At 72.1% G+C, this 21,502-nt stretch carries 22 protein-coding genes; 12 read left to right on the top strand and 10 right to left on the bottom strand.

What is annotated here, in order from left to right; genetic code table 11:
• Positions 1-64 precede the first annotated feature (64 nt).
• On the bottom strand, positions 65-754 hold the full coding sequence (fomD, locus tag IE305_RS23715) for a cytidylyl-2-hydroxypropylphosphonate hydrolase (RefSeq protein ID WP_190131749.1): 690 nt from the start codon (positions 752-754) through the stop codon (positions 65-67).
• 125 nt (positions 755-879) lie between these two features.
• The gene (locus IE305_RS23710) at positions 880-2,286 is read right to left on the bottom strand and encodes a class II fumarate hydratase (protein ID WP_190131748.1); all 1,407 of its coding nucleotides are present in this window, start codon (positions 2,284-2,286) and stop codon (positions 880-882) included.
• A 111-nt stretch (positions 2,287-2,397) separates the two neighbouring features.
• Here IE305_RS23710 and IE305_RS23705 point away from each other — a divergent pair, with 111 nt between their 5' ends.
• Positions 2,398-3,924 (top strand): ricin-type beta-trefoil lectin domain protein, encoded by a 1,527-nt coding sequence (locus tag IE305_RS23705; RefSeq protein ID WP_229891429.1) that lies wholly within the window; start codon positions 2,398-2,400, stop codon positions 3,922-3,924.
• 57 nt (positions 3,925-3,981) lie between these two features.
• Here the strand turns inward: IE305_RS23705 and IE305_RS23700 are convergent, their stop codons facing one another.
• Positions 3,982-5,649, bottom strand: a complete 1,668-nt coding sequence (locus IE305_RS23700; RefSeq protein WP_190131747.1) for a fumarate hydratase — start codon at positions 5,647-5,649, stop codon at positions 3,982-3,984.
• A 309-nt stretch (positions 5,650-5,958) separates the two neighbouring features.
• Between IE305_RS23700 and IE305_RS23695 the strand changes: the two genes are divergently transcribed.
• Positions 5,959-6,618, top strand: a complete 660-nt coding sequence (locus IE305_RS23695) for a DUF1707 SHOCT-like domain-containing protein (RefSeq protein ID WP_190131897.1) — start codon at positions 5,959-5,961, stop codon at positions 6,616-6,618.
• Positions 6,619-6,837: 219 nt separating this feature from the next.
• Positions 6,838-7,194, top strand: coding sequence for a WhiB family transcriptional regulator (locus IE305_RS23690; RefSeq protein WP_190131746.1), 357 nt, complete (start codon positions 6,838-6,840; stop codon positions 7,192-7,194).
• A gap of 139 nt (positions 7,195-7,333) precedes the next feature.
• Here the strand turns inward: IE305_RS23690 and glpX are convergent, their stop codons facing one another.
• On the bottom strand, positions 7,334-8,365 hold the full coding sequence (gene glpX, locus IE305_RS23685; protein ID WP_190131745.1) for a class II fructose-bisphosphatase: 1,032 nt from the start codon (positions 8,363-8,365) through the stop codon (positions 7,334-7,336).
• 191 nt (positions 8,366-8,556) lie between these two features.
• Here glpX and IE305_RS23680 point away from each other — a divergent pair, with 191 nt between their 5' ends.
• Positions 8,557-9,090, top strand: coding sequence for a DUF4245 domain-containing protein (locus tag IE305_RS23680; RefSeq protein WP_229891427.1), 534 nt, complete (start codon positions 8,557-8,559; stop codon positions 9,088-9,090).
• 68 nt (positions 9,091-9,158) lie between these two features.
• Here IE305_RS23680 and IE305_RS23675 read toward each other — a convergent pair whose 3' ends face one another.
• From IE305_RS23675 to IE305_RS23660, 4 genes are all read right to left on the bottom strand, one after another.
• A complete protein-coding gene (locus IE305_RS23675) occupies positions 9,159-9,749 on the bottom strand; it encodes a malonic semialdehyde reductase (RefSeq protein ID WP_190131743.1) in 591 nt (196 codons plus the stop codon).
• Between the two features lie 149 nt (positions 9,750-9,898).
• On the bottom strand, positions 9,899-10,150 hold the full coding sequence (locus IE305_RS23670) for an exodeoxyribonuclease VII small subunit (protein ID WP_190131742.1): 252 nt from the start codon (positions 10,148-10,150) through the stop codon (positions 9,899-9,901).
• Positions 10,151-10,160: 10 nt separating this feature from the next.
• Positions 10,161-11,393, bottom strand: coding sequence for an exodeoxyribonuclease VII large subunit (gene xseA, locus IE305_RS23665; RefSeq protein ID WP_190131741.1), 1,233 nt, complete (start codon positions 11,391-11,393; stop codon positions 10,161-10,163).
• Positions 11,394-11,441: 48 nt separating this feature from the next.
• The gene (locus tag IE305_RS23660; RefSeq protein ID WP_190131740.1) at positions 11,442-12,782 is read right to left on the bottom strand and encodes an APC family permease; all 1,341 of its coding nucleotides are present in this window, start codon (positions 12,780-12,782) and stop codon (positions 11,442-11,444) included.
• 66 nt (positions 12,783-12,848) lie between these two features.
• Between IE305_RS23660 and IE305_RS23655 the strand changes: the two genes are divergently transcribed.
• Together IE305_RS23655 and ppgK are read left to right on the top strand one after the other, a co-directional pair.
• Complete coding sequence (locus IE305_RS23655; protein ID WP_190131739.1) at positions 12,849-13,886, top strand: 4-hydroxy-3-methylbut-2-enyl diphosphate reductase; 1,038 nt, start codon at positions 12,849-12,851, stop codon at positions 13,884-13,886.
• 52 nt (positions 13,887-13,938) lie between these two features.
• Positions 13,939-14,787, top strand: coding sequence for a polyphosphate--glucose phosphotransferase (ppgK, locus tag IE305_RS23650; RefSeq protein ID WP_190131738.1), 849 nt, complete (start codon positions 13,939-13,941; stop codon positions 14,785-14,787).
• On the opposite strand, the gene IE305_RS23645 is transcribed toward ppgK, so the two are convergent.
• Positions 14,681-15,286, bottom strand: coding sequence for a DUF6542 domain-containing protein (locus IE305_RS23645; protein WP_190131737.1), 606 nt, complete (start codon positions 15,284-15,286; stop codon positions 14,681-14,683). The genes ppgK and IE305_RS23645 overlap by 107 nt on opposite strands.
• A 165-nt stretch (positions 15,287-15,451) precedes the next feature.
• Between IE305_RS23645 and ychF the strand changes: the two genes are divergently transcribed.
• Complete coding sequence (gene ychF / locus IE305_RS23640) at positions 15,452-16,540, top strand: redox-regulated ATPase YchF (protein ID WP_190131736.1); 1,089 nt, start codon at positions 15,452-15,454, stop codon at positions 16,538-16,540.
• A gap of 70 nt (positions 16,541-16,610) precedes the next feature.
• Here the strand turns inward: ychF and IE305_RS23635 are convergent, their stop codons facing one another.
• On the bottom strand, positions 16,611-17,180 hold the full coding sequence (locus IE305_RS23635) for a Uma2 family endonuclease (protein WP_190131735.1): 570 nt from the start codon (positions 17,178-17,180) through the stop codon (positions 16,611-16,613).
• A gap of 256 nt (positions 17,181-17,436) precedes the next feature.
• Between IE305_RS23635 and IE305_RS23630 the strand changes: the two genes are divergently transcribed.
• From IE305_RS23630 to IE305_RS23610, 5 genes are all read left to right on the top strand, one after another.
• The gene (locus IE305_RS23630) at positions 17,437-18,189 is read left to right on the top strand and encodes a GntR family transcriptional regulator (RefSeq protein WP_190131896.1); all 753 of its coding nucleotides are present in this window, start codon (positions 17,437-17,439) and stop codon (positions 18,187-18,189) included.
• Positions 18,190-18,415: 226 nt separating this feature from the next.
• Positions 18,416-20,059, top strand: coding sequence for an APC family permease (locus tag IE305_RS23625; RefSeq protein ID WP_190131734.1), 1,644 nt, complete (start codon positions 18,416-18,418; stop codon positions 20,057-20,059).
• Between the two features lie 155 nt (positions 20,060-20,214).
• Positions 20,215-20,397, top strand: a complete 183-nt coding sequence (locus IE305_RS23620; protein WP_190131733.1) for an SPOR domain-containing protein — start codon at positions 20,215-20,217, stop codon at positions 20,395-20,397.
• Positions 20,398-20,538: 141 nt separating this feature from the next.
• Positions 20,539-20,976 carry a (deoxy)nucleoside triphosphate pyrophosphohydrolase gene (locus IE305_RS23615; protein WP_190131732.1) on the top strand — a complete coding sequence of 146 codons (438 nt, stop codon included), beginning with the start codon at positions 20,539-20,541 and terminating at the stop codon, positions 20,974-20,976.
• A gap of 58 nt (positions 20,977-21,034) precedes the next feature.
• A complete protein-coding gene (locus IE305_RS23610; RefSeq protein WP_190131731.1) occupies positions 21,035-21,454 on the top strand; it encodes an ATP-binding protein in 420 nt (139 codons plus the stop codon).
• The last annotated feature ends 48 nt before the right edge of the window (positions 21,455-21,502 follow it).

The following is a 21,502-nucleotide window of genomic DNA, read 5'->3' as shown; positions in this document are numbered from 1 at the left end:
GTATCGCGAAGCCCGATCCTACGGTCGGCGCTCGGGGACCCGGCAACCACCATCGGCGTCCGCTTCACGCCCCCAGCGGCGCCGGGGTGCGGTCCCAGTCGCCGGGCAGGGCCGGCACCGTCCACGCCGGGTCGGGGCGCCAGCGCTCCCAGCCGGCGGTGAAGGGCGCGCCCCACGCCTCGATGAGCTCCACGGCCGAGCGCCCGGCGGCCCGTACCCGCTCGGCCTGGCCGGCGGTCATCAGCCCGGCGCGCTGGGCCTGTGCGAACTCGTCCTCGTCCTTCCACTCCCAGCGGCGGTCGGGGAAGACGGCGATGTCGAGGAAGTGGTCCTCGGAGTCGACACCGCCGGACCAGCGGGTCAGCGGCTCCTCGAGGTTGACGTACCAGTTGCGGAAGGCCCAGTCGTCGTCCCAGAACAGCCACACCGACCACGGGTCGCCGGGCCGGGCCAGCTTGAGCACGCCGGTGCCCGCCCAGCGGGCCACCGTGGTGGTGCGCGGCTTGGTGTAGCGGGTGGCGAGCGGCTCGCGGTGGAGCGGCGTGCCGTCGGCGAGCAGCGGTTTGACGCAGTCGGTGCCGGGGGCGACCCAGACGGCCAGCAGGTCGGCGGTGTCCTGGACGACGGTGACGGGCCGGCAGATGTGCACCCGGTCGGTGGCGTTGCCGCGATACCGCCAGAGGATGTGGTCGCCCGGCGCCCAGGGGGAGCCGCCGCCTGCCGTGCCCGTGGTGTCCGTCGTCCGCTCTGCCATGCGCAGATCTTAGGTGCCCGCCCGTGGCGGGCGCCGTGACGTGCGCCGCAAAAGGTCTGGTCCAGGCGGGGGCACGGGGGCGGGGGCGGCGGCGCCCGCGGGGTCAGGGGCGGGTCAGGAGCGGCTCAGGGGCGGGTCATGCGGAGCACGTCCAGCGCCTCGTCCAGCTGCTCGGCCGTCAGCAGCCCGCGCTCGACGTAGCCGCCCTCCAGCACCACCTGGCGGATGGTCTTCCGCTCGGCAAGGGACTTCTTGGCCACCTTCGCGGCCTCCTCGTAGCCGATGTACCGGTTGAGCGGGGTGACCACCGACGGCGACGACTCGGCGTACTCCCGGGCCCGGTCCACGTTGGCGGTGATGCCGTCGACCGTGCGGTCGGCCAGCAGCCGCGCGGCGTTGGCCAGCAGCCGGACCGACTCCAGCAGGTTCTTCGCCATCACCGGCAGCATGACGTTGAGCTCGAAGTTGCCCGCCGCGCCGGCCGTGGCGATCGTCGCGTCGTTCCCCGTGACCTGCGCCGCCACCATCAGAACCGCCTCGCACACCACCGGGTTGACCTTCCCCGGCATGATGGACGAGCCCGGCTGGAGGTCCGGGATGCTGATCTCGGCCAGGCCGGTGCGCGGGCCCGAGCCCATCCAGCGCAGATCGTTGGCGATCTTCGTCAGGCCCACGGCGATCGTCCGCAGCTGACCGCTGGTCTCCACCAGGCCGTCCCGCGCGCCCTGCGCCTCGAAGTGGTCGCGCGCCTCCGTCAGCGGCAGCCCCGTGGCCCGCGCGACCTCGGCGATGACCGCCGGCGCGAAACCGGGCGGGGTGTTGATGCCCGTCCCCACCGCCGTACCGCCCAGCGGGAGCTCCGCCAGCCGCGGCAGCGCCGAGCGCAGCCGCTCCACGCCGTACCGCACCTGCGCCGCGTAGCCGCCGAACTCCTGGCCCAGCGTCACGGGCGTGGCGTCCATCAGGTGCGTCCGGCCGGACTTGACGACCTCGGCGAACTCCTCCGCCTTGCGCTCCAGCGCGGCGGCCAGGTGCTCCAGGGCGGGCATCAGGTCGCGGGTGACGGCGGCCGTCGCGGCGATGTGGATGGACGAGGGGAACACGTCGTTGGACGACTGGCTGGCGTTGACGTGGTCGTTGGGGTGCACCTCCCGGCCCAGCCGCTCGGTGGCGAGGGTGGCGACGACCTCGTTGGCGTTCATGTTCGAGGACGTGCCGGAGCCGGTCTGGAAGACGTCCACCGGGAAGTGGTCGTCCCAGCGGCCCTCCGCGACCTCCTCGGCGGCCGAGACGACCGCCGCCGCCAGCTCCTCGTCGATCACGCCCAGCCCGGCGTTCACCTTCGCCGCCGCCGCCTTGATACGGGCCAGCGCCTCGATGTGCGCGCGCTCCAGGCGCTGACCGCTCACCGGGAAGTTCTCCACGGCCCGCTGCGTCTGCGCACGCCACTTGGCGTGCGCCGGGACCCGGACCTCCCCCATCGAGTCGTGCTCGATGCGGTACTGCGTACTGCCCGCCGTGCTCTCGGTCATCGTCTCACTACCTCCTGAACCCCAGAGCGTTTGTCTCGTTCCCCGTGTTCCCAAAACTCCTTACTTCCGAGTAAATACCGCGAGTAACAACTGAACCCGGGGAGGCTCCCTTTGACACGCAGACCCACCCTGCGCTGTGCCCTCGCCGCCGTGGCCGCCGTCGCCGCCGCCCTCGGCGGCACCGCGGTCACCGGCCCGCCCGCGGCCGCCGCACCCGCAGCCCGTACCACCACCGCCTCGACCCCCTTACCGCCCGAGCTGGAGAAGCTGCGGGCGGCCGAGGCGGTCCGGCTCTACGGCGACGCCGCCGAGCGCCCCCTCGCCGAGCGCAAGACCTCCCTCGTCTCCCTCGGCGACAGCGAGATATCCGGCGAGGGCGTGGGCACCTACGAACCGGGCACGGACGGCCCCGCCAACTGGTGCCACCGCTCGCCCGACGCCGCGATCCACCGCACCGCCATCCCCGCCGACGTCACCTACAACGTCGCCTGCTCCGGCGCCGCCACCGGCAACATCCGCATCGGCGGCAGCAAGCAGTACACCGACGAACTCGTGCAGAGCGACGCCCTCGCCGTGAAGGCCCGCAACACGCGTGTGAAGATGGTGCTGCTCGTCGCCGGCGCCAACGACGACCTCCAGTTCGGCCCGGTGATGACCGACTGCGTCACCCGCTACCTCACGCTCCAGGGCACCTGCGAGCCCAAGTACGCCCCCGGCTGGCAGGCACGCGTCGACGGGCTCGTGCCCAAGGTCGAGCAGACCGTGCGCGACCTGCGCACCGTGATGCGCGGCGCCGGCTACGCCGACACCGACTACAAGCTCGTGGTCATGGGCTACCCCAGCCCCATCGGGCCCGACATCGAGGACAACCCCGACTTCCCCGGCAAGATCCCCGGCGGCTGCGTCGGCTACACCTCCGACGCCGCCTGGGGCCGCAACCAGGCCGTGCCCCTGTTCGAACGCGGCATGCGCGAAGCCGCCCGCCGCACCGGCGCGTACTTCCTCGACAACTCGCGCCTCTTCCACGGCCACGAGGTCTGCATGGAGCAGACCTGGGCCCGCGGCCTGTGGATCGAGCTGAGCAACCCGGTCCCGCCGGACTCCAACTCCGTCCGGCAGTCCTTCCACCCCAACCGGGCCGGGCACGGCGCCTTCGCGTCCTGCCTCACCCAGTTCTACGCCTCCTCCGCCCGCGAGGCCGGCTGCGCCGACCCGGCGAGCACCGGCAGCCCCGTGCTGCGCGAGGGCGCCTGGGACGACGCCTTCCGCCCGCTGAAGAACGCGGCGACCGGCACCTGCGTCGACGCCTACGGCGCGGACAGCGCCAACGGCACGGAGATCGGCGGCTGGGACTGCACCGGCAACCGCAACCAGCAGTGGTGGTTCGATCCCAAGGGCGGCGCGGTGCACGCCGCGCTCACCCACGACCGGTGCGTGGACGTACCGGGCGGCTCGTACGCGGCCGGCACGGCGGTGACGCTGTGGAACTGCCACGGCGGCACCAACCAGCGCTTCACGCGCAGCGGTGACACGCTGCGGCCGGCGGCGGCGCAGGAGCTGTGCCTGACACTGGCGGGCGCCAAGGAGCCGGTGCGCCTGCAGAAGTGCGACGGGTCGGCGAACCAGCGGTTCGCGTAAAGGTTGCAGGTCCTGGGCGCGCCCGCGCGGCGGGCCCAGGACCTGCTGCGTGGTTCCTTACTTCGTGCGCACCGGGATCGACGTGAACGTCGGCTGCGGCGCGGGGTCGGTGAAGAAGTCGTTGCCCTTGTCGTCCACGACGATGAACGCCGGGAAGTCCTCGACCTCGATCTTCCAGACCGCCTCCATGCCCAGCTCCTCGTACTCGAGGACCTCGACCTTCTTGATGCAGTCCTGCGCCAGGCGCGCCGCCGGGCCGCCGATCGAGCCCAGGTAGAAGCCGCCGTGCGCGGCGCACGCGTCGGTGACCTGCTTGCTGCGGTTGCCCTTGGCCAGCATCACCTTCGAGCCGCCCGCCGCCTGGAACTGCTCCACGTAGGAGTCCATGCGGCCGGCCGTCGTCGGGCCGAACGAACCCGAGGCGTAGCCCTCCGGCGTCTTCGCCGGGCCCGCGTAGTAGACCGGGTGGTCGCGCAGGTACTGCGGCATGCCCTCGCCCGCGTCCAGCCGCTCCTTGATCTTCGCGTGCGCGATGTCGCGCGCCACGACGAGCGGGCCGGTCAGCGAGAGCCGGGTCTTGACGGGGTACTTGGTGAGCTCGGCGAGGATCTCGTCCATCGGCCGGTTGAGGTCGATACGGACGACGTCGCCCTCCTCGGCCAGCTGCTCGTCCGTGGTGTCGGGCAGGAAGCGCGCCGGGTCGGTCTCCAGCTGCTCCAGGAAGACGCCCTCGGCGGTGATCTTCGCGACGGCCTGGCGGTCGGCCGAGCAGGAGACGGCGATGGCCACCGGGCAGGACGCGCCGTGCCGCGGCAGGCGCACCACGCGCACGTCGTGGCAGAAGTACTTGCCGCCGAACTGCGCGCCGATGCCGATCTTCTGGGTGAGCTCGAAGACCTTCTGCTCCAGCTCCTTGTCGCGGAAGCCGTGGCCGAGCGGGGAGCCCTCCTCCGGCAGCTCGTCGAGGTAGTGCGCCGAGGCGTACTTCGCGGTCTTCAGCGCGTACTCGGCGCTGGTGCCGCCGACGACGATCGCCAGGTGGTACGGCGGGCAGGCGGCCGTGCCCAGCGAGCGGATCTTCTCCTCCAGGAACTTCATCATGCTCGCCTCGTTGAGCACGGCCTTCGTCTCCTGGTAGAGGAAGGACTTGTTGGCCGAGCCGCCGCCCTTGGCCATGAAGAGGAACTTGTACGCGCCGCCGTCGGTGGCGTACAGCTCGATCTGCGCCGGCAGGTTGGAACCGGTGTTCTTCTCCTCCCACATGGTCAGCGGGGCCATCTGGGAGTAGCGCAGGTTCAGCTCGGTGTACGCGTCGAAGATGCCGCGGGAGAGGGCCTCCTCGTCGCCGCCCTCGGTGAGGACGTTCTGGCCGCGCTTGCCCATGACGATCGCCGTGCCGGTGTCCTGGCACATGGGGAGCACGCCGGCGGCGGCGATGTTGGCGTTCTTCAGCAGGTCCAGCGCGACGAACTTGTCGTTGGCGGACGCCTCGGGGTCGTCGATGATCTTCCGCAGCTGGGCGAGGTGCGCCGGGCGCAGGAAGTGCTGGATGTCGTGGATCGCCTCGGCGGCGAGCTTGCGCAGCGCCTCGGGCTCCACCTTGAGGAAGGTGCGGCCGCCCGCCTCGACGGTGGACACGCCCTCCGTGGTCACCAGACGGTACGGGGTGGTGTCCTCGCCCAGGGGCAGCAGGTCGGTATAGGCAAACTCTGAGCTCGCTGACATCGCGGCGGCCATTCCTCACTCGGCAGACGACTGTGCGCCGGCATCGGCGGCGGCGCTGAAACAGCCTAAAACCCGGAGGACCGGTGCAGCAGGTGAGGTAGGACTCACTTGCGGGTCGGAGGCCGGCTTTCGGGGTCGGCTCGGGGGCATCTCCGGGACATCTCAGGGTCGGCGGACCTGTCGCGAGCTATCGCGTCTCCCTACGCTGCTGGTGTGGACGACTCGACGACTGGCACCACCACTGGGACCCCCACCGGAACCACTCCTGACACCGTTCCCGGCACCGTTCCCGGCACCCCGGACGACCGGGTGTCGCTGACCAAGGACACGGCGGCCGGGGCGGCCGCCGGCCGGCCCGCGCTGCGGGCCTCCGACGCCGACCGCGACCAGGTCGCCGGCATCCTGCGCGAGGCGCTGGCCGAGGGCCGGCTCACCGCCGACGAGCATGCCGAGCGGATCGGCGCGGTCTACGAGGCGCGCACCCACGCCGAGCTCCAGCGCCTCGTGAGCGACCTGCCCGCCGGCGCGACCGCGGGCCCGGCCGCCGGCAGCCGCGCCACCGTGCGCCCGGACGACGCCTCGATGCGCCCCGGTGTGAGCCGGAGCGAGAATCTCGCCGCCGTTTTCGGCGGGGCGGTGCGTCGCGGGCGCTGGCGCCCCGGGCCCACGATCAACGCGTTCGCGCTGTTCGGCGGCGTGGAGATCGACCTGACCGAGGCCATATTCGAGCACCGCGAGATCGTCATCAATGCGAACGTTCTCTTCGGCGGTGCAGAAATCAAGCTTCCGGAAAACGTCACGGTGCGGGGCGCGGGTACGGGCATCTTCGGCGGCTTCGACGTGCGCACGAACGAGGCGGACGACCCGGACGCGCCGGTCGTTGTCGTCACGGGCTACGCCCTCTTCGGCGGCGTGGAGGCCAAACCCCGGCGCGGCAAGCGGCTGAAGAACCTGCTCGCGGCCCGCTGACGGACGGCAGGCGATACGACTGACGGACGGCGGGGCCGGCCGGGCGGCCGCGGCGCTCGGCGCCATTCCACTCATGGCAACGGTGTGAATAAGCTCGCGCACAGCGGGTAAAGCTTGGTGCATCGTCTCTCGTACGGCTGCGGGTGCGAATGGCCGTGCGCGCCGAGGCGGGCAAAGGTGACTCAATCGGCCAAGCAAAGCCGTCGTCAGGAGTAGACCGTGCTGCTACCGCATCAGCCCCTGCAGGATGCCGCCGTACCGTCCCCGAGGATTTCCTCCCGGGAACAGGCCGGGCCCTGGCATTCGGAGGCGGTGTGCCGCCGGGATGAAGCCGGGCTCTTCTTCGCACCGTCAAAGGAACCGACGGCCGCACGTCTTTCCCGGGAAGAGGCGGCCAAACGTGTCTGTGCGCGTTGCCCCGTGATGGTCGAGTGCCGGGAGCACGCGCTGTTGCAGCCCGAGCCCTACGGGGTGTGGGGTGGGCTGACCGCGGCCGAGCGCCGCGTGGTGCTGGCCCGGCGCCGTCGCCGGGAGGCCGAGCTCCAGCGCGCGACCCGTATCGCCGCCGCGGGCTGAGCCGCCGCCGCGCCGCACCTCGTACGCCGGACGGGCTGGGAATCCCAGCCCGTCCGGCGTACGAGGACCCGTGCGAGGCCCGGCCTGCGCGAGGTCCGGGGGCGCGGCCCCCGGACGCGACGCGAGGCGACGCGATGCGTCAGCGCGGGCGCTCGAAGTCGATGGCGCTGTAGGCGCGCAGCTTCGACAGCCGGTGCTCGGAGTCGATCAGCCGGATCGTGCCCGACTTCGACCGCATCACCAGCGACTGGGTGGTGGCCGTCTCCGACCGGTAGCGGACGCCGCGCAGCAGCTCGCCGTCGGTGATGCCGGTCGCCACGAAGAACACGTTCTCGCCGCTGACCAGGTCGTCGGTGTGCAGCACGCGGTCCAGGTCGTGGCCGGCGTCCAGGGCGCGCTGCCGCTCCTCGTCGTCCTTCGGCCACAGCCGCGCCTGGATGGTGCCGCCCAGGCACTTCATGGCGCAGGCCGCGATGATGCCCTCCGGGGTGCCGCCGACACCCAGCAGCAGGTCCACGCCCGTACCCTCGCGGGCGGCCATGATGGCGCCGGCCACGTCGCCGTCGGAGATGAACTTGATCCGGGCGCCCGCCTCGCGGATCTCCTTCACCAGCCCGTCGTGCCGGGGGCGGTCGAGGACGACCACCGTGACGTCCTCGACGGAGGAACGCTTCGCCTTGGCGATGCGGCGGATGTTCACGGCCACGGGCGCAGTGATGTCGACGAAGTCGGCCGCCTCCGGGCCGGTGACGAGCTTGTCCATGTAGAAGACCGCGGACGGGTCGAACATGGTGCCGCGCTCGGCCACGGCGAGCACCGAGACCGCGTTGGCCATGCCCTTGGCGGTCAGCGTGGTGCCGTCCACCGGGTCCACGGCCACGTCGCACTCGGCGCCCGTGCCGTCGCCCACCCGCTCGCCGTTGTAGAGCATGGGGGCGTTGTCCTTCTCGCCCTCGCCGATGACCACCACGCCGTTCATGGAGACGGTGTGGATCAGCGCCCGCATCGCCCGCACGGCCGCGCCGTCCGCGCCGTTCTTGTCGCCGCGGCCGACCCAGCGGCCCGACGCCATGGCACCGGCCTCGGTGACCCGGACGAGCTCCAGCGCGAGGTTGCGGTCCGGGTCCTCGGGGCTGACCTCGAGCTGGGACGGGAGGTGATGATCGGTCATCGGGGGCGCACCTTTCTGTACGGCGGCGGCCGTGGGCTCCGCCCGGCCGCGATGGGCCGGGAGGGTGAGGGTGTCCATGACTTTATCGGTTCATTGCGAGAGTGAGCAGGGTGCCCCACGCATGAGCGGCGTCAAGGGTGCCGTCCGGGCCGCTGTCGTGATCGACTCGGCCATGGGGGACGATGGGACGCGTGGCAGGCAGGAACGGCAAGAGCCAGACGATTCGGAACATGCTGCTGTCGATGGCGGTGGTCGTCCCCGTCGCGGGCATCAGCTACCTCTTCATCCCGCACGACGAGAGCGGCGACCCGGTGCGGACGGTGAGCTACGGCGTGGAGCTGGAGACGGCCCGGCGCGCGGCGCCGTACGCCGTGGCCGCGCCGGAGGGGCTCGGCGACGGCTGGCGGGCGACGTCCGTGCGGTACCGCGCCCAGGGCGACGAGGGCTCGGCCTGGCACCTGGGGTTCCTGGACCCGCAGCGGCAGTACGTGGCCGTCGAGCAGAGCGACGGCCCGGCGCGCGCGTTCGTGGACAGCGTGAGCCGGCGGGCCGAGAGGACGGGCCGCACGCAGAAGGTCGGCGACGCGGTGTGGCAGCGCTACGAGGGCGACAAGTACAACGCCCTGGTGCGTGAGGAGAAGGGCGTGACCACGGTGGTCACGGGCACGGCCCCCTACGAGCGGCTGGCCGAGATGGCCGCGGCGCTGAAGGCGAAGAAGGGCTGAGAGCAGTTGTACGAACGGGCCGGGCGGCACGCATTGCGTGCCGCCCGGCCCGTTGTGTGTCCGCGTGGTCAGACCGTGGTGACGGCCTGCTCGTAGGACAGGCGGGGGGAGCGCGGGTAGAAGGCGTCGGCGCCCGGCTTGCCGATGTTGACGATCATCAGCGGGGTGTGGTCGCCGTCCAGGAACTCCTTCTGCACGGCGGCGTGGTCGAAGCCGGTCATCGGGCCGGCGGCCAGGCCGGCGGCGCGGACGCCCAGGATGAAGTAGCCCGCCTGGAGCGTGGCGTTGAGGGCCGCGGACTGCTCGCGGACCGGGCGCTCGGCGAAGAAGACGTCCTTGGCCTGCGGGAAGTGCGGGAAGAGCGTCGGCAGCTCCTCGGTGAACTCGTTGTCCGCGGCGAGGATCGCCACCACCGGGGCGGTGCGGGTCTTGGCCTGGTTGCCCTCGGCCATCAGGCCGGTCAGGCGCTCGCGGGCCTCCTCGGACTGGACCAGGACCACGCGCAGCGGGGACTGGTTGAAGGCGGTGGGGGCGAACTTGATCAGGTCGTAGACGGCCCGGAGCTGCTCCTCGGTGACGGGCTCGTCGGTGAAGGTGTTGGCCGTGTGGGCCTCGCGGAAGAGGAGGTCCTGGGCGGCGGCGTCGAGGGCGAGGGTCATGGGGATGCACCTACTCCTGGGCAATCGGAATGCGGGATTCCGGGTGGAACGGGTCGTGCCGGCGAGAACCACTGTAGGTCGAGATAGGTGAATCTTCAACTAAATCGGGGGAGTGGGGGACCCGTCTCACACCACCCGGGTGTCCGGGCCTACGCCTCCTCGGGGGCGCCGGCCTCCTCGGCGGCCTCCTGGGCCAGGGCCGCGTCCAGCCGCGCCCGCGCGCCCTCCAGCCAGCGGCGGCACACCTTCGCCAGCGCCTCGCCCCGCTCCCACAGGGCGAGGGACTCCTCGAGCGTGGTGCCGCCGGCCTCCAGCCGGCGCACCACCTCGATCAGCTCGTCCCGCGCCTGCTCGTAGCCCAGCGCGTCATCGGTCGTCGCGCCATCCGTCGTCGTCGCCATGGGGACCAGCCTAGGAGGACGGTCCGACATCGGGTCCGCCATCCGCCCGCACGGCGAACTCGCCCTCCGCGACGCGGGCCCGCAGCCGTTCGCCGGGCGCGACCTCGCCCGGGTCCCGGACGACGTGGCCGTCCGCCTGCTGGAGCACGGCGTAACCGCGGCGCAGCGTGGCCGCGGGGGAGAGGCCCACCACGCGCGCGTGCGTGTGGGTCAGCTCCGACTCGGCACGGTCCAGCAGGTGCCCCAGAGTGCGGCGGGCCCGCGCGGTCAGCTCGGCGACCTTGGTCTCCCGTTCCTCGACCATCCGGTGCGGCTGCTCCATGCACGGCCGCGCGCACGCCGCGGCGAGGCCGCGCTCCTCGCGGTCCAGGTGCGCCGTGACGCAGCGCAGCGCACGGTCGCGCAGCTGCCGTACGCGGGCGAGCTCCTCGCCGACGTCCGGTACGACGCGTTTGGCGGCGTCCGTGGGCGTCGAGGCCCGCAGGTCGGCGACCAGGTCCAGCAGCGGCGTATCGGGTTCGTGGCCGATGGCCGACACGACGGGCGTGCGGCACGCGGCGACCGCGCGGACCAGCTGTTCGTCGGAGAACGGCAGCAGGTCCTCCACACTGCCGCCACCGCGCGCCACGATGATGACGTCGACCTCGGGGTGCGCGTCCAGCTCCTGGACGGCCTCGACCACGCCCGGCACGGCGTACGCGCCCTGCACCGGCACGTTGCGCACCTCGAAGCGGACGGCGGGCCAGCGGTGCCGGGCGTTCTCCAGCACGTCGCGCTCGGCGGCGGACGCGCGGCCGCAGACCAGGCCGATCAGCTGCGGCAGGAACGGCAGCGGCCGCTTGCGGTCCGCGTCGAACAGCCCCTCGGCGCCCAGCGTCTTCTTCAGCTGCTCCAGCCGCGCCAGCAGCTCGCCCACGCCCACGGGCCGGATCTCGGCGGCCCGCAGCGACAGCTGCCCGCGCGGCGTGTACCACTCGGGCTTGGCGTACACGACGACCCGCGCGCCCTGCGGCACGACGTCGGCGACCCGGTCGAAGACGGTGCGGTAGCAGGTGACGGACAGCGAGACGTCGTGCGAGGGGTCGCGCAGCGTCAGGAAGACGACCCCGGCCCCGGGCCGCCGGGAGATCTGGGTGACCTGCCCCTCGACCCAGACGGCACCCAGCCGGTCGATCCACCCGCCGATGAGCCGCGACACCTGCCCCACGGGCAGGGGCGTCTCGGGGGACGTGTTGACAGCCATGCGCCGAGCCTAGCGGCGGCATAGGACAGCCCCCGGCCCCATACGGGCCTACGGAGCCCCCGCCCGCCCTCGTACCCACAGCACCACCCCGCCCGCCCCCAGCCACACCAGCCCCACCACCTGCGCGGGCCGGGCCGCGGTCGCCAGGACCGTCAGGACCACCGCCAGGCCCACCACCGGGACCAGCACCCGCCGCCACCCTCCCCGCACCCGGAACCACCCCACCACCGACAGGTGCAGCAGCGCGAACGCGCACAGGGCGCCCACGTCCACCACCGACACCAGGCGGTCCAGGCCGTCCGGGCGGCGGGCCGCCCAGACCGCCGCCGCGAGCGTCACCGCCGCCGCGCCCAGCAGGGCCCGGCGCGGTACGCCCGAGCCGGCGTCCACCTTCGCCAGACCCGGCGGCAGCCGGCGGTCGCGGGCCATCGCGTACAGCAGGCGGCCCGCCGCCGCCTGGCCCGCCAGGGCCGCGAAGGCCGCACCCACCGCCTTGCTCGCCGCCACCACGTGGTGCAGCCACCGGCCCGCGGCCGCGTCCACCGTGTCGTAGAAAGCCGCCCCCTGCCGGCCCGGCTCCGCCGCCAGCCGCTCCGGCGGTACCACCGCCAGCAGCGCCGCCAGGTACGTCTGGACCACGAACAGCAGCCCCGACACCGCCAGGCACGTCAGCACCGCCCGGGCCACCTTCCGCGGGCCGCCCGCCGCCTCCTCCGCGAACGACGCGACCGCGTCGAAGCCCAGGTACGACAGCACCGCGACGGAGACGGCCCCGACCACCGCACCCCAGCCGCCCGCCCCCGTACCCGTCCCCGTCAGCGGCGACAGCCACCCCCGGCGCGGCCCGTCCTGGACGAGCGCCACGCACGCCGCGCCCACGAACACGGCCAGCACGGCCACCTCCACCGCCAGCACCACGAACCCCGCCCGCGCCGCCACCCGCACCCCCGACAGGTTCAGCGCCGTCGTCACCAGCACCGCCCCCGCCGTCCACCCCCACGCCGGCACCGCCGGCACCAGCGCGTGCATCGCGATGCCCGAGAACAGGTACGCCACCGCCGGGATCAGCAGGTAGTCGAGCAGCGCCATCCACCCGGCCACGAACCCCGCGCCGTCCCCCAGCCCCCGGCGCGCGTACGCGTACACCGAGCCCGCCTGCGGCACGACCCGCACCATCTGCGCGTACGAGTACGCGGTGCACCCCATCGCGACCGTCGCCAGCACGTACACCAGCGCCACCGCGCCGTGCGAGCGCGCGTCCAGCGCGCCGAACACGCCGACCGGGGCCATCGGCGCGACGAACAGCAGCCCGTACACCACCAGGTCGCGGAACGACAGCGTCCGCCGCAGGGCGCGGTCCCCGGCGGACGGGGTGCTCGGCTCGGCCATGGCGCCAGTATTCGCACCCCGCACCGGGCCGCGCCCCGGCCACGCCGTACGGGGGCGGCCCGTACGATGGACCGCATGACTGCTGCGACCTCCAGCCCGACGCCCGCGCCCGCCAAGCGCGTCCTGCTCGCCGCCCCCCGGGGCTACTGCGCGGGCGTGGACCGCGCCGTCATCGCGGTGGAGAAGGCGCTGGAGCAGTACGGGGCGCCGGTGTACGTCCGGCACGAGATCGTCCACAACAAGTACGTGGTCAAGACCCTGGAGAAGAAGGGCGCGATCTTCGTCGACGAGACGGTGGAGGTCCCCGAGGGCAACATCGTCATCTTCTCCGCGCACGGCGTCGCCCCGACCGTGCACGAGGAGGCCCGCCGCGGCAAGCTGGCCACCATCGACGCCACCTGCCCGCTGGTCACCAAGGTGCACAAGGAGGCCGTCCGGTTCGCCAAGGAGGACTACGACATCCTCCTGATCGGCCACGAGGGCCACGAGGAGGTCATCGGCACCAGCGGCGAGGCCCCCGACCACATCCAGCTCGTCGACGGCCCCGGCGACGTCGAGAACGTCGAGGTCCGCGACCCGGACAAGGTCGTGTGGCTGTCCCAGACCACTCTTTCGGTGGACGAGACGATGGAGACCGTGGGCGCGCTCAAGGAGCGCTTCCCCAACCTCCTCTCCCCGCCCAGCGACGACATCTGCTACGCCACGCAGAACCGCCAGACGGCCGTCAAGCAGATGGGCGCCGAGGCCGACCTCGTCATCGTCGTCGGCTCCAAGAACTCCTCCAACTCCGTCCGGCTCGTCGAGGTCGCCCTCGGCGCCGGCGCCCGCGACGCGCACCTCGTCGACTACGCCGAGGAGATCGACGAGGCGTGGCTGGAGGGCGTGACCACCGTCGGCGTCACCTCCGGCGCCTCCGTCCCCGAGATCCTCGTGGAGGGCGTGCTGGAGTGGCTCGCCGCGCGCGGTTTCGGCGACGTCGAGGTGATCCGCGCCGCCGAGGAGAGCATCACCTTCTCGCTGCCCAAGGAGCTGCGCCGCGACCTGCGCACCGAGGCCGCTGAGCTGGCCGCGGGCCCGGCCGACGGGGACGCCTCGCAGGGCTGATCCCGCCGCGGTTCGGGCGGTGGAGCGGGCCGTACCGCCGTAGCGTGGCCGTATGGCCATTGTCACGGAGGCTACGGACACCGGATCCGCCGCCGCGGGCACGCCCCGGGGCGTGCCCGCCGTCCTGGGCATCGACATCGGCGGCTCGGGCATCAAGGGCGCGCCGGTCGACCTGGCGCGCGGCGAGCTCACCGCCGAGCGGTTCAAGGTCCTCACCCCGCACCCGGCCACGCCGGAGGCGGTCGCGGCGTGCGTACGGGAGGTCGCCGACCACTTCGGCCACTCCGGCCACTCCGGCGCGGGGACGCCCGTCGGGGTGACCTTCCCCGGCGTCGTCGTCGGCGGGGAGACCCGTACCGCTGCAAATGTCGACAAGAGCTGGATCGGCCGGGACGCCGGGGGGCTGCTCTCCGAGCGGCTGGGCGGCGCGCCCGTGACGCTCCTCAACGATGCCGACGCGGCCGGCCTGGCCGAGATGTCGTTCGGCGCGGGCCGCGGCCGGCACGGCACGGTGATCGTGCTGACGTTCGGCACGGGCATCGGCAGCGCCGTCTTCAGCGGCGGCACGCTCGTGCCCAACACCGAGCTGGGCCACCTGGAGCTCCAGGGCCACGACGCGGAGAAGCGCGCCTCGACCCGGGTCAAGGAGGACGAGGACCTCAGCTGGAGCCGCTGGGCCAAGCGGGTGAGCCGCTACCTGGCCCACGTGGAGATGCTGTTCTCGCCCGAGCTGTTCGTGATCGGCGGCGGCGTCAGCCGCAAGGCGGAGAAGTTCCTGCCGCTGATCGAGGGCGTCAGGGCCGGAATCGTCCCCGCCCGCCTGGAGAACAACGCGGGGATCGTGGGGGCCGCGATGGCCGCTGCCGCCGCTGCCGGAGCCGTTCCCTGCGTCGCTCCCTGATCAGCGCGACCCGCCGGACCAGGGCGATCAGCCCGGCCAGCAGCGTGCCCGCGTAGAGCCAGGCGGCGTTCAGCGAGAGCAGCGTCACCAGGCTCATCACCCGGCCGCCGAGGCCGGACGTCCCGTCGCTGAGCGGCACGGCCCCGACGGCGAACGCGATGGGCACGCTGACCGGCGCGGTCATCAGGTCGACCGGCCGCACCCACAGCGCGCAGGCGGCGCTGGCCAGCACGAACAACACGCCGTAGACGCGCGGCGAGCCGCCCAGCAGGCGCGCGTCGAGCGTGCCGGCGCCCAGCATCGCCAGGGCGGTGAGCAGGCCGCTGCCCAGCGCGGTGAGCCGGGGCCGGGGCAGCCGGCGCAGCAGGGACGGCGGGGAGCCCGGCCGGGTACGGGGCGCGGCGGCGCCGGGCCGCTGCCCGACGGGCGCGGAGGGGCGGGGCACGTCGGCTCCGCGGCGGACCTTGCGCTGAGGGATGCGCGTGCTCGGTTGCTCCACCCGACCAACCTAGGTCGGGGCCCGGCCGGAATGTGGCGTGGGACACGCCGGTGCACCCCCCTTGGCCGTGTGTTCGCCCCGTCCTCCGGACGGGGCGTGCCCGCGGCCCGGCCCCGTAGACTGGGGGACCGCCCACACCTCCTCTCTTGTACGGGAAGTCGCCACGTGTCGCTCACGATCGGAATCGTCGGTCTGCCGAATGTCGGCAAGTCGACCCTGTTCAACGCCCTGACCAAGAACGACGTGCTCGCGGCCAACTACCCGTTCGCGACCATCGAGCCGAACGTCGGTGTGGTCGGCGTCCCCGACGCCCGCCTCACGAAGCTCGCGGAGATCTTCGGCTCCCAGAAGGTCCTCCCGGCGACCGTCGACTTCGTCGACATCGCCGGCATCGTGCGCGGCGCGTCCGAGGGCGAGGGCCTGGGCAACAAGTTCCTCGCGAACATCCGCGAGTCGGATGCGATCTGCCAGGTCATCCGGGCCTTCAAGGACGAGAACGTCGTCCACGTCGACGGCAAGGTCTCGCCGAAGGACGACATCGAGACGATCAACACCGAGCTGATCCTCGCCGACCTCCAGACGATCGAGAAGGTCCTGCCGCGCCTCCAGAAGGAAATGCGGATCAAGAAGGACATCGCGCCCAAGGTCGCGGCGGTCGAGGCCGCCAAGGCCATCCTGGAGGAGGGCAACACCCTCTTCTCGGCCGGCATCGTCCAGGGCTCGGAGCGCGCGGAGCTCCTGCACGACCTGCACCTGCTGACCACGAAGCCGTTCCTGTACGTCTTCAACGTGGACGAGGACGAGCTGACCGACGAGTCCTTCAAGCAGGAGCAGCGCGCCCTGGTGGCCCCGGCCGAGGCGATCTTCCTCAACGCCAAGCTGGAGGCCGACCTGGCCGAGCTGGACGAGGAGGAGGCCCTGGAGCTCCTCCAGTCCGTCGGCCAGGAGGAGCCCGGCCTGGCCACCCTCGCCCGCGTCGGCTTCGACACGCTCGGCCTCCAGACGTACCTCACGGCCGGCCCCAAGGAGTCCCGCGCCTGGACCATCAAGAAGGGCGCCACGGCCCCCGAGGCGGCCGGTGTCATCCACACCGACTTCCAGAAGGGCTTCATCAAGGCCGAGGTCATCTCCTTCGACGACCTGGTCGCCACCGGCTCGGTGGCCGAGGCCCGCGCAGCGGGCAAGGCCCGCATGGAGGGCAAGGACTACGTGATGGCGGACGGGGACGTGGTGGAGTTCCGCTTCAACGTCTGAGGCCCGACGGACCCCTCTGCGCGACGGGGCCGGACCGCTCTGCGGTCCGGCCCCGTCGGCGTGTGCGGGGTCAGCCCACCAGCGCGTCGAGATCGATGGCGATCTCGAAGGGCACCGGGCGCTTCAGCTGCTCGCGGAAGATGCCGGCCGGGGCGTACTGCCTGCACTCCTTCTCCAGCTCGAAGACGTGCACCACCGGGGCGCCGTTCTCCTCCTCGACGCACCAGTAGTGCGGGATGCCGGCCTCGGCGTACTTGCGCGGCTTGACGGCGCGGTCGCGGTGGGCGGACTCGGGGGAGACGACCTCGACGACGAGCTGGACGTCCTCCGGGGCGAACCACGTGACGTCGGGGACGAAGGGTGCCGTCGTCACCACGAGGTCGGGCTCGGGCCGGTTGCGCTCGTCGAGACGGACGGTCATTTCCCGGCCGACCCGGAAGCCGGAGGGGGCGACCTCCTTCAGGGCGGACTTGAGCGAGTCGACGATCTCGCCGTGCCACCAACGCTGCGGGGACATCATCAAGATGAGAACTCCGTCGATCAGCTCGGTGTGGCGAGGCGCTTCCGGCAGGTGATCCAGGTCGTCCGCGAGCCAGCCCTCTTCGCGGGGCGGCCGCATCCAGTCGGGCAGAGCGGTCATGGCTCAACCGTAGCGATCGGAGAGTGGGGAGAGCACCCTTTTGCGGGGGACGCCCCGTTCCCGGCCGGACGGCTGGTTCGGTGACGCTGCGTGGCGGAAGTGCCGTCGTCGCGTGCGTTCCGCATGTGCCGTGGATCTTGCGGTCGGCAGGGATGAGCTGCGTCGTGTGACGTTACGGAGTGTGTTGGCCAGAGGTTGCGGACCGCAACCGACCGTTGCCAAGCTGTTGCGCACTGTCAACCCCTTGGGAGTGGACGTGGCCTTCGGTGACCAGCCCGCATACCTCCGTGTCGCCGGCGATCTGCGGCAGAAGATCGTCGCCGGTGAACTGCCCCCGCACACCCGGTTGCCGTCCCAGGCGCGCATCCGGGAGCAGTACGGGGTGTCCGACACCGTGGCCCTGGAGGCCCGGAAGGTACTGATGGCCGAGGGGCTGGTGGAGGGGCGGTCCGGGTCGGGGACGTACGTGCGGGAGCAGCCCGTGCCGCGGCCCGTGGTGCGGACCGGGTACCGCGGCGTGGGGGAGTCCACGCCGTTCCGGCAGGAGCAGGCCGACGAGCGGGTCAAGGGGACCTGGGAGTCGAGCAGCGAGCAGCAGGCCGCCGACGTGGCGATCGCGCGGCGGCTGCGGATCGCGCCGGGCGACCGTGTGATGCGCACCGACTACCTGTTCCGGTCGCAGGGCGAGCCCTGCATGCTGTCCACCTCCTGGGAGCCCCTGGCGCTCACCGGCCGTACGCCCGTGATGCTGCCCGAGGAGGGGCCGCTGGCGGGCCGTGGCGTGGTCGAGCGGATGGCCGCCATCGACCTGGTCGTGGACAACGTCACCGAGGAGGTCGGGGCCCGCCCCGGACTCGCCGAGGAGACGCTGGCGCTCGGCGGCGTCCCCGGGCACTGCGTGCTGGTCGTCTCGCGGACGTTCTACGCGGGTGGTTGCCCCGTCGAGACGGCGGACGTGGTGATGCTCGCCGAGCGGTTCCGTGCCGCATATCACCTTCCCGTGAAGTAGATCGTGAAGGTGCCGTGAACAATGGCTGAAACTCGCCTACCAACGGGTAGGAAGCGCGGCTTATGTCCCTGTTACTCACGGTACGGAACGGCGATCTCCGGTGTTGTAAACCTCACATAGCCCCAGGTCAACGGGGTTTGGCGGAACCAAGTCGGCCAAATCGCTCGTACGATGGCGCGGTTTGTGTCCTGCTGTGGGGGAGTAGAAAGCAAAGGAGATCCGGGGCTTGAGTACCGAACGGGGTTCCCACTCCAATTACCGCCGGACCCTCGGCACGACGGCCCTGACGGCCGTCGGCCTCGGGTCGATCATCGGCTCCGGCTGGCTGTTCGGCGCCGAGCGCGCCGCCGTGCTCGCCGGGCCCGCCGCGATCTTTGCCTGGGTCATCGGCGCCGTGGTGGCGCTGACCATCGCCCTGACGTACACCGAGCTCGGCTCGATGTTCCCCAAGGCGGGCGGCATGGTGCGGTACGGGCAGTTCTCGCACGGCTCGCTGGCCGGTTACATGGCCGCCTGGGCCAACTGGATCGCCATCGTCTCCGTGATCCCCGGTGAGGCGACCGCCTCGATCCAGTACATGAGCTCGTGGAAGTTCGACTGGGCGGGCAAGCTCTTCGACGGCAAGGAGCTCACCGGCACCGGTCTCGCCGCGGCGAGCGTGCTGGTCGTCTTCTACTTCTTCCTGAACTGGTTCGCGATCACCCTGTTCGCCAAGACGAACAACGCGATCACCGTGTTCAAGGTCGTCGTCCCGGCGCTGACCGCCGGTGCGCTGATCTTCGCGCACTTCGACACCAGCAACATCGGCTCCGCCCACGGCGGCTTCGCCCCCAACGGCTGGAGCGCCGTCTTCAGCGCCGTCGCCGTCGCCGGCATCGTCTGGGCCTTCAACGGCTTCCAGTCGCCGCTGAACATGGCCGCCGAGGCCCGCAACCCCGGCAAGTCGCTGCCGAAGGCCGTCGTCGGTTCCATCCTGATCGCGCTGGTCATCTACATCGCACTGCAGGTCGCCTTCCTGATGGCCGTCCCGGCCGCGGACCTCTCCGGCGGCTGGAACACCCTGGCCTACAAGTCCCCGCTCGCGGACCTGTCCATCACCTGGGGCCTGAACTGGCTCGCCCTGCTGCTCTACGCGGACGCCTTCATCTCCCCGTCCGGCACCGGCATGATCTACGCGGCCACCACCTCGCGCATGATCCACGGTGTCCAGGAGAACGGCCACCTGCCCAAGGTCTTCGGCAAGGTCGACCCCAAGACCGGCGTGCCGCGCCCGGCGCTGCTGCTCAACCTGGCGATCTCCTTCGTCTTCCTCGCCGTCTTCCGCGGCTGGGGCTCGATCGCCGAGATCGTCGGTGTCGCCACCGTCATCTCCTACATCACCGGCCCCGTCGCCGTGATGTCGCTGCGCCGCATCGCGCCGGACATGAAGCGCCCGGTCAAGCTCAAGGCCATGCCGGTCATCGCCCCCATCGCGATGATCTTCGGTTCGCTGGTCATGTACTGGGCCCGCTGGCCGCTGACGGGCAAGGTCATCTTCATCATGGCCATCGGCCTGCCGATCTGGGCCTGGTACGAGCTGCGCAAGCCCTGGGCCGAGCTCAAGCCGCACCTGAAGGCCGGCGCCTGGATGGTCGTCTACCTGCTGGTGATGGCCTTCGTCTCGTACGCCGGCGGCAAGGAGTTCGGCGGCAAGGGCTACCTGCCCGAGGGCGTGGACATCGTCGTCGTTGTCCTGATCGCGCTGGCCTTCTACGTGTGGGGTGTGCGCAGCGCGTGGCGCAACCCCACGCTTGTGGAGGTCGAGAAGGAAATTGCGGCCGCCGCGGAGACCGGCGAGCCGGAGGAGCCGGAGCTCGCGAAGACCAAGTGACCCTCGCGGGTGGCCGAATGCGTACCTCTTCGTGAAAACCCGTATCCGCTGCGTAAAGGTCGGGCGTACGCTCGGGCATATGCGGACTGCGGTTTCTCCGGAAGGCACCGAAGGGCGTGCGCCGGTGCGCGCGAGACGGCGGGAGGGTGCGAGCGATGGCTGACTCCGGTCCGGTCCTGCCCTGGCTCGTGATCCGCCAGGACGAGAACGGCAACCGCTACCGCGTCGGGCGCTACGCCACCAGGACGGAGGCGGAGCGCGTCGCCGAGCGGCTCGACACGCACGGCCACCGGCAGCTGTACGTCGTCGAGCGGGTCGGCGGCCGGACGATCGGTTAGCGGACCCTCAACGCAACACACGCACACCCGGGGAGCGCCGGGCGCCACCGGCGCCCGGCGCTCCCCGGCTTTGCGCCCCCCTAGGGGCGTGTCCGATGGGGCCCGCACCGGCCCATCGGACACGCCCTAGGCTTGCGCACCATGACGACAGTGCGTGTTGTGGTGGGTGGCGCCCTGTGCCACGAGGGGCGGCTGCTGGCCGCGCGGCGCATCTCACCCGCCGAGGTCGCGGGCCGCTGGGAGCTGCCCGGCGGCAAGCTGGAGCCCGGCGAGAGCGCCCCGCAGGCGCTCGTGCGCGAGCTGCGCGAGGAGCTGGGCGTGGAAACCGAGGCGCTGGAGCGGGTGCCCGGCGAGTGGCCGATCAAACCCGGCTACGTCCTCCAGGTGTGGACGGCCCGGCTGCTGGCGGGCGAGCCCCGCCCGCTCCAGGACCACGACGCGCTGCGCTGGCTCGCCCCCGGCCGGACCGGCGAGGTCGACTGGCTGGACCAGGACCGCCCGGCCGTGGCGGCGGTCGCCCGGATGCTCGAAGCAGAGGCCGGGGACGATAGTCCGACCCCCATACCGGGTATGTGCTGATTATTAGCCCCAAAGCCGGACAAGGTGGAACCGGCCGGGGGTCGCAGCGGTCTGGGAAGTGGTCGGCGTGAGCGACGGCGCGGGGACCTTGGCATCGACGCCCGGCTTCGCCGAGTGGAGCTTCCCCGCCGAGGCCGGCGCGGTGCGCACGGCCCGCACCCTCGTGCGCGACACGCTTCACGACTGGGGCCTGGACGCCGTCACGGACGTGACCGTGCTGCTGGTCAGCGAGCTGGTCACCAACGCCCTGCGGTACGCCAGCGGGCCCATCGGCGTCCGCATGTACTCCCACGCCGGGCCGAGCCTCTTCGTCGAGGTCTCCGACCCGCTGCCCGACCCGCCCCGCGAGCGCGCCGCGGGCGAGGACGACGAGGGCGGCCGCGGCCTCCAGCTGGTCGCCCTCGCCTCCCGCCGCTGGGGCACGCGCCAGGGCACGGCCGGCAAGACGGTGTGGTTCGAGCTGCCCCTGCCCGGTTAACAGCACGGAAGGCCGGTTAGCAACCCGGAGGCCCGGTTAGTAACCCGG

It is taken from the genome of Streptomyces mashuensis (assembly GCF_014654785.1).
In the GTDB taxonomy this organism is placed as follows: domain Bacteria; phylum Actinomycetota; class Actinomycetes; order Streptomycetales; family Streptomycetaceae; genus Streptomyces; species Streptomyces mashuensis.
The sequence above is the reverse complement of the archived record's forward strand: the minus strand, read 5'-3'. Positions and strand labels throughout refer to the sequence as shown.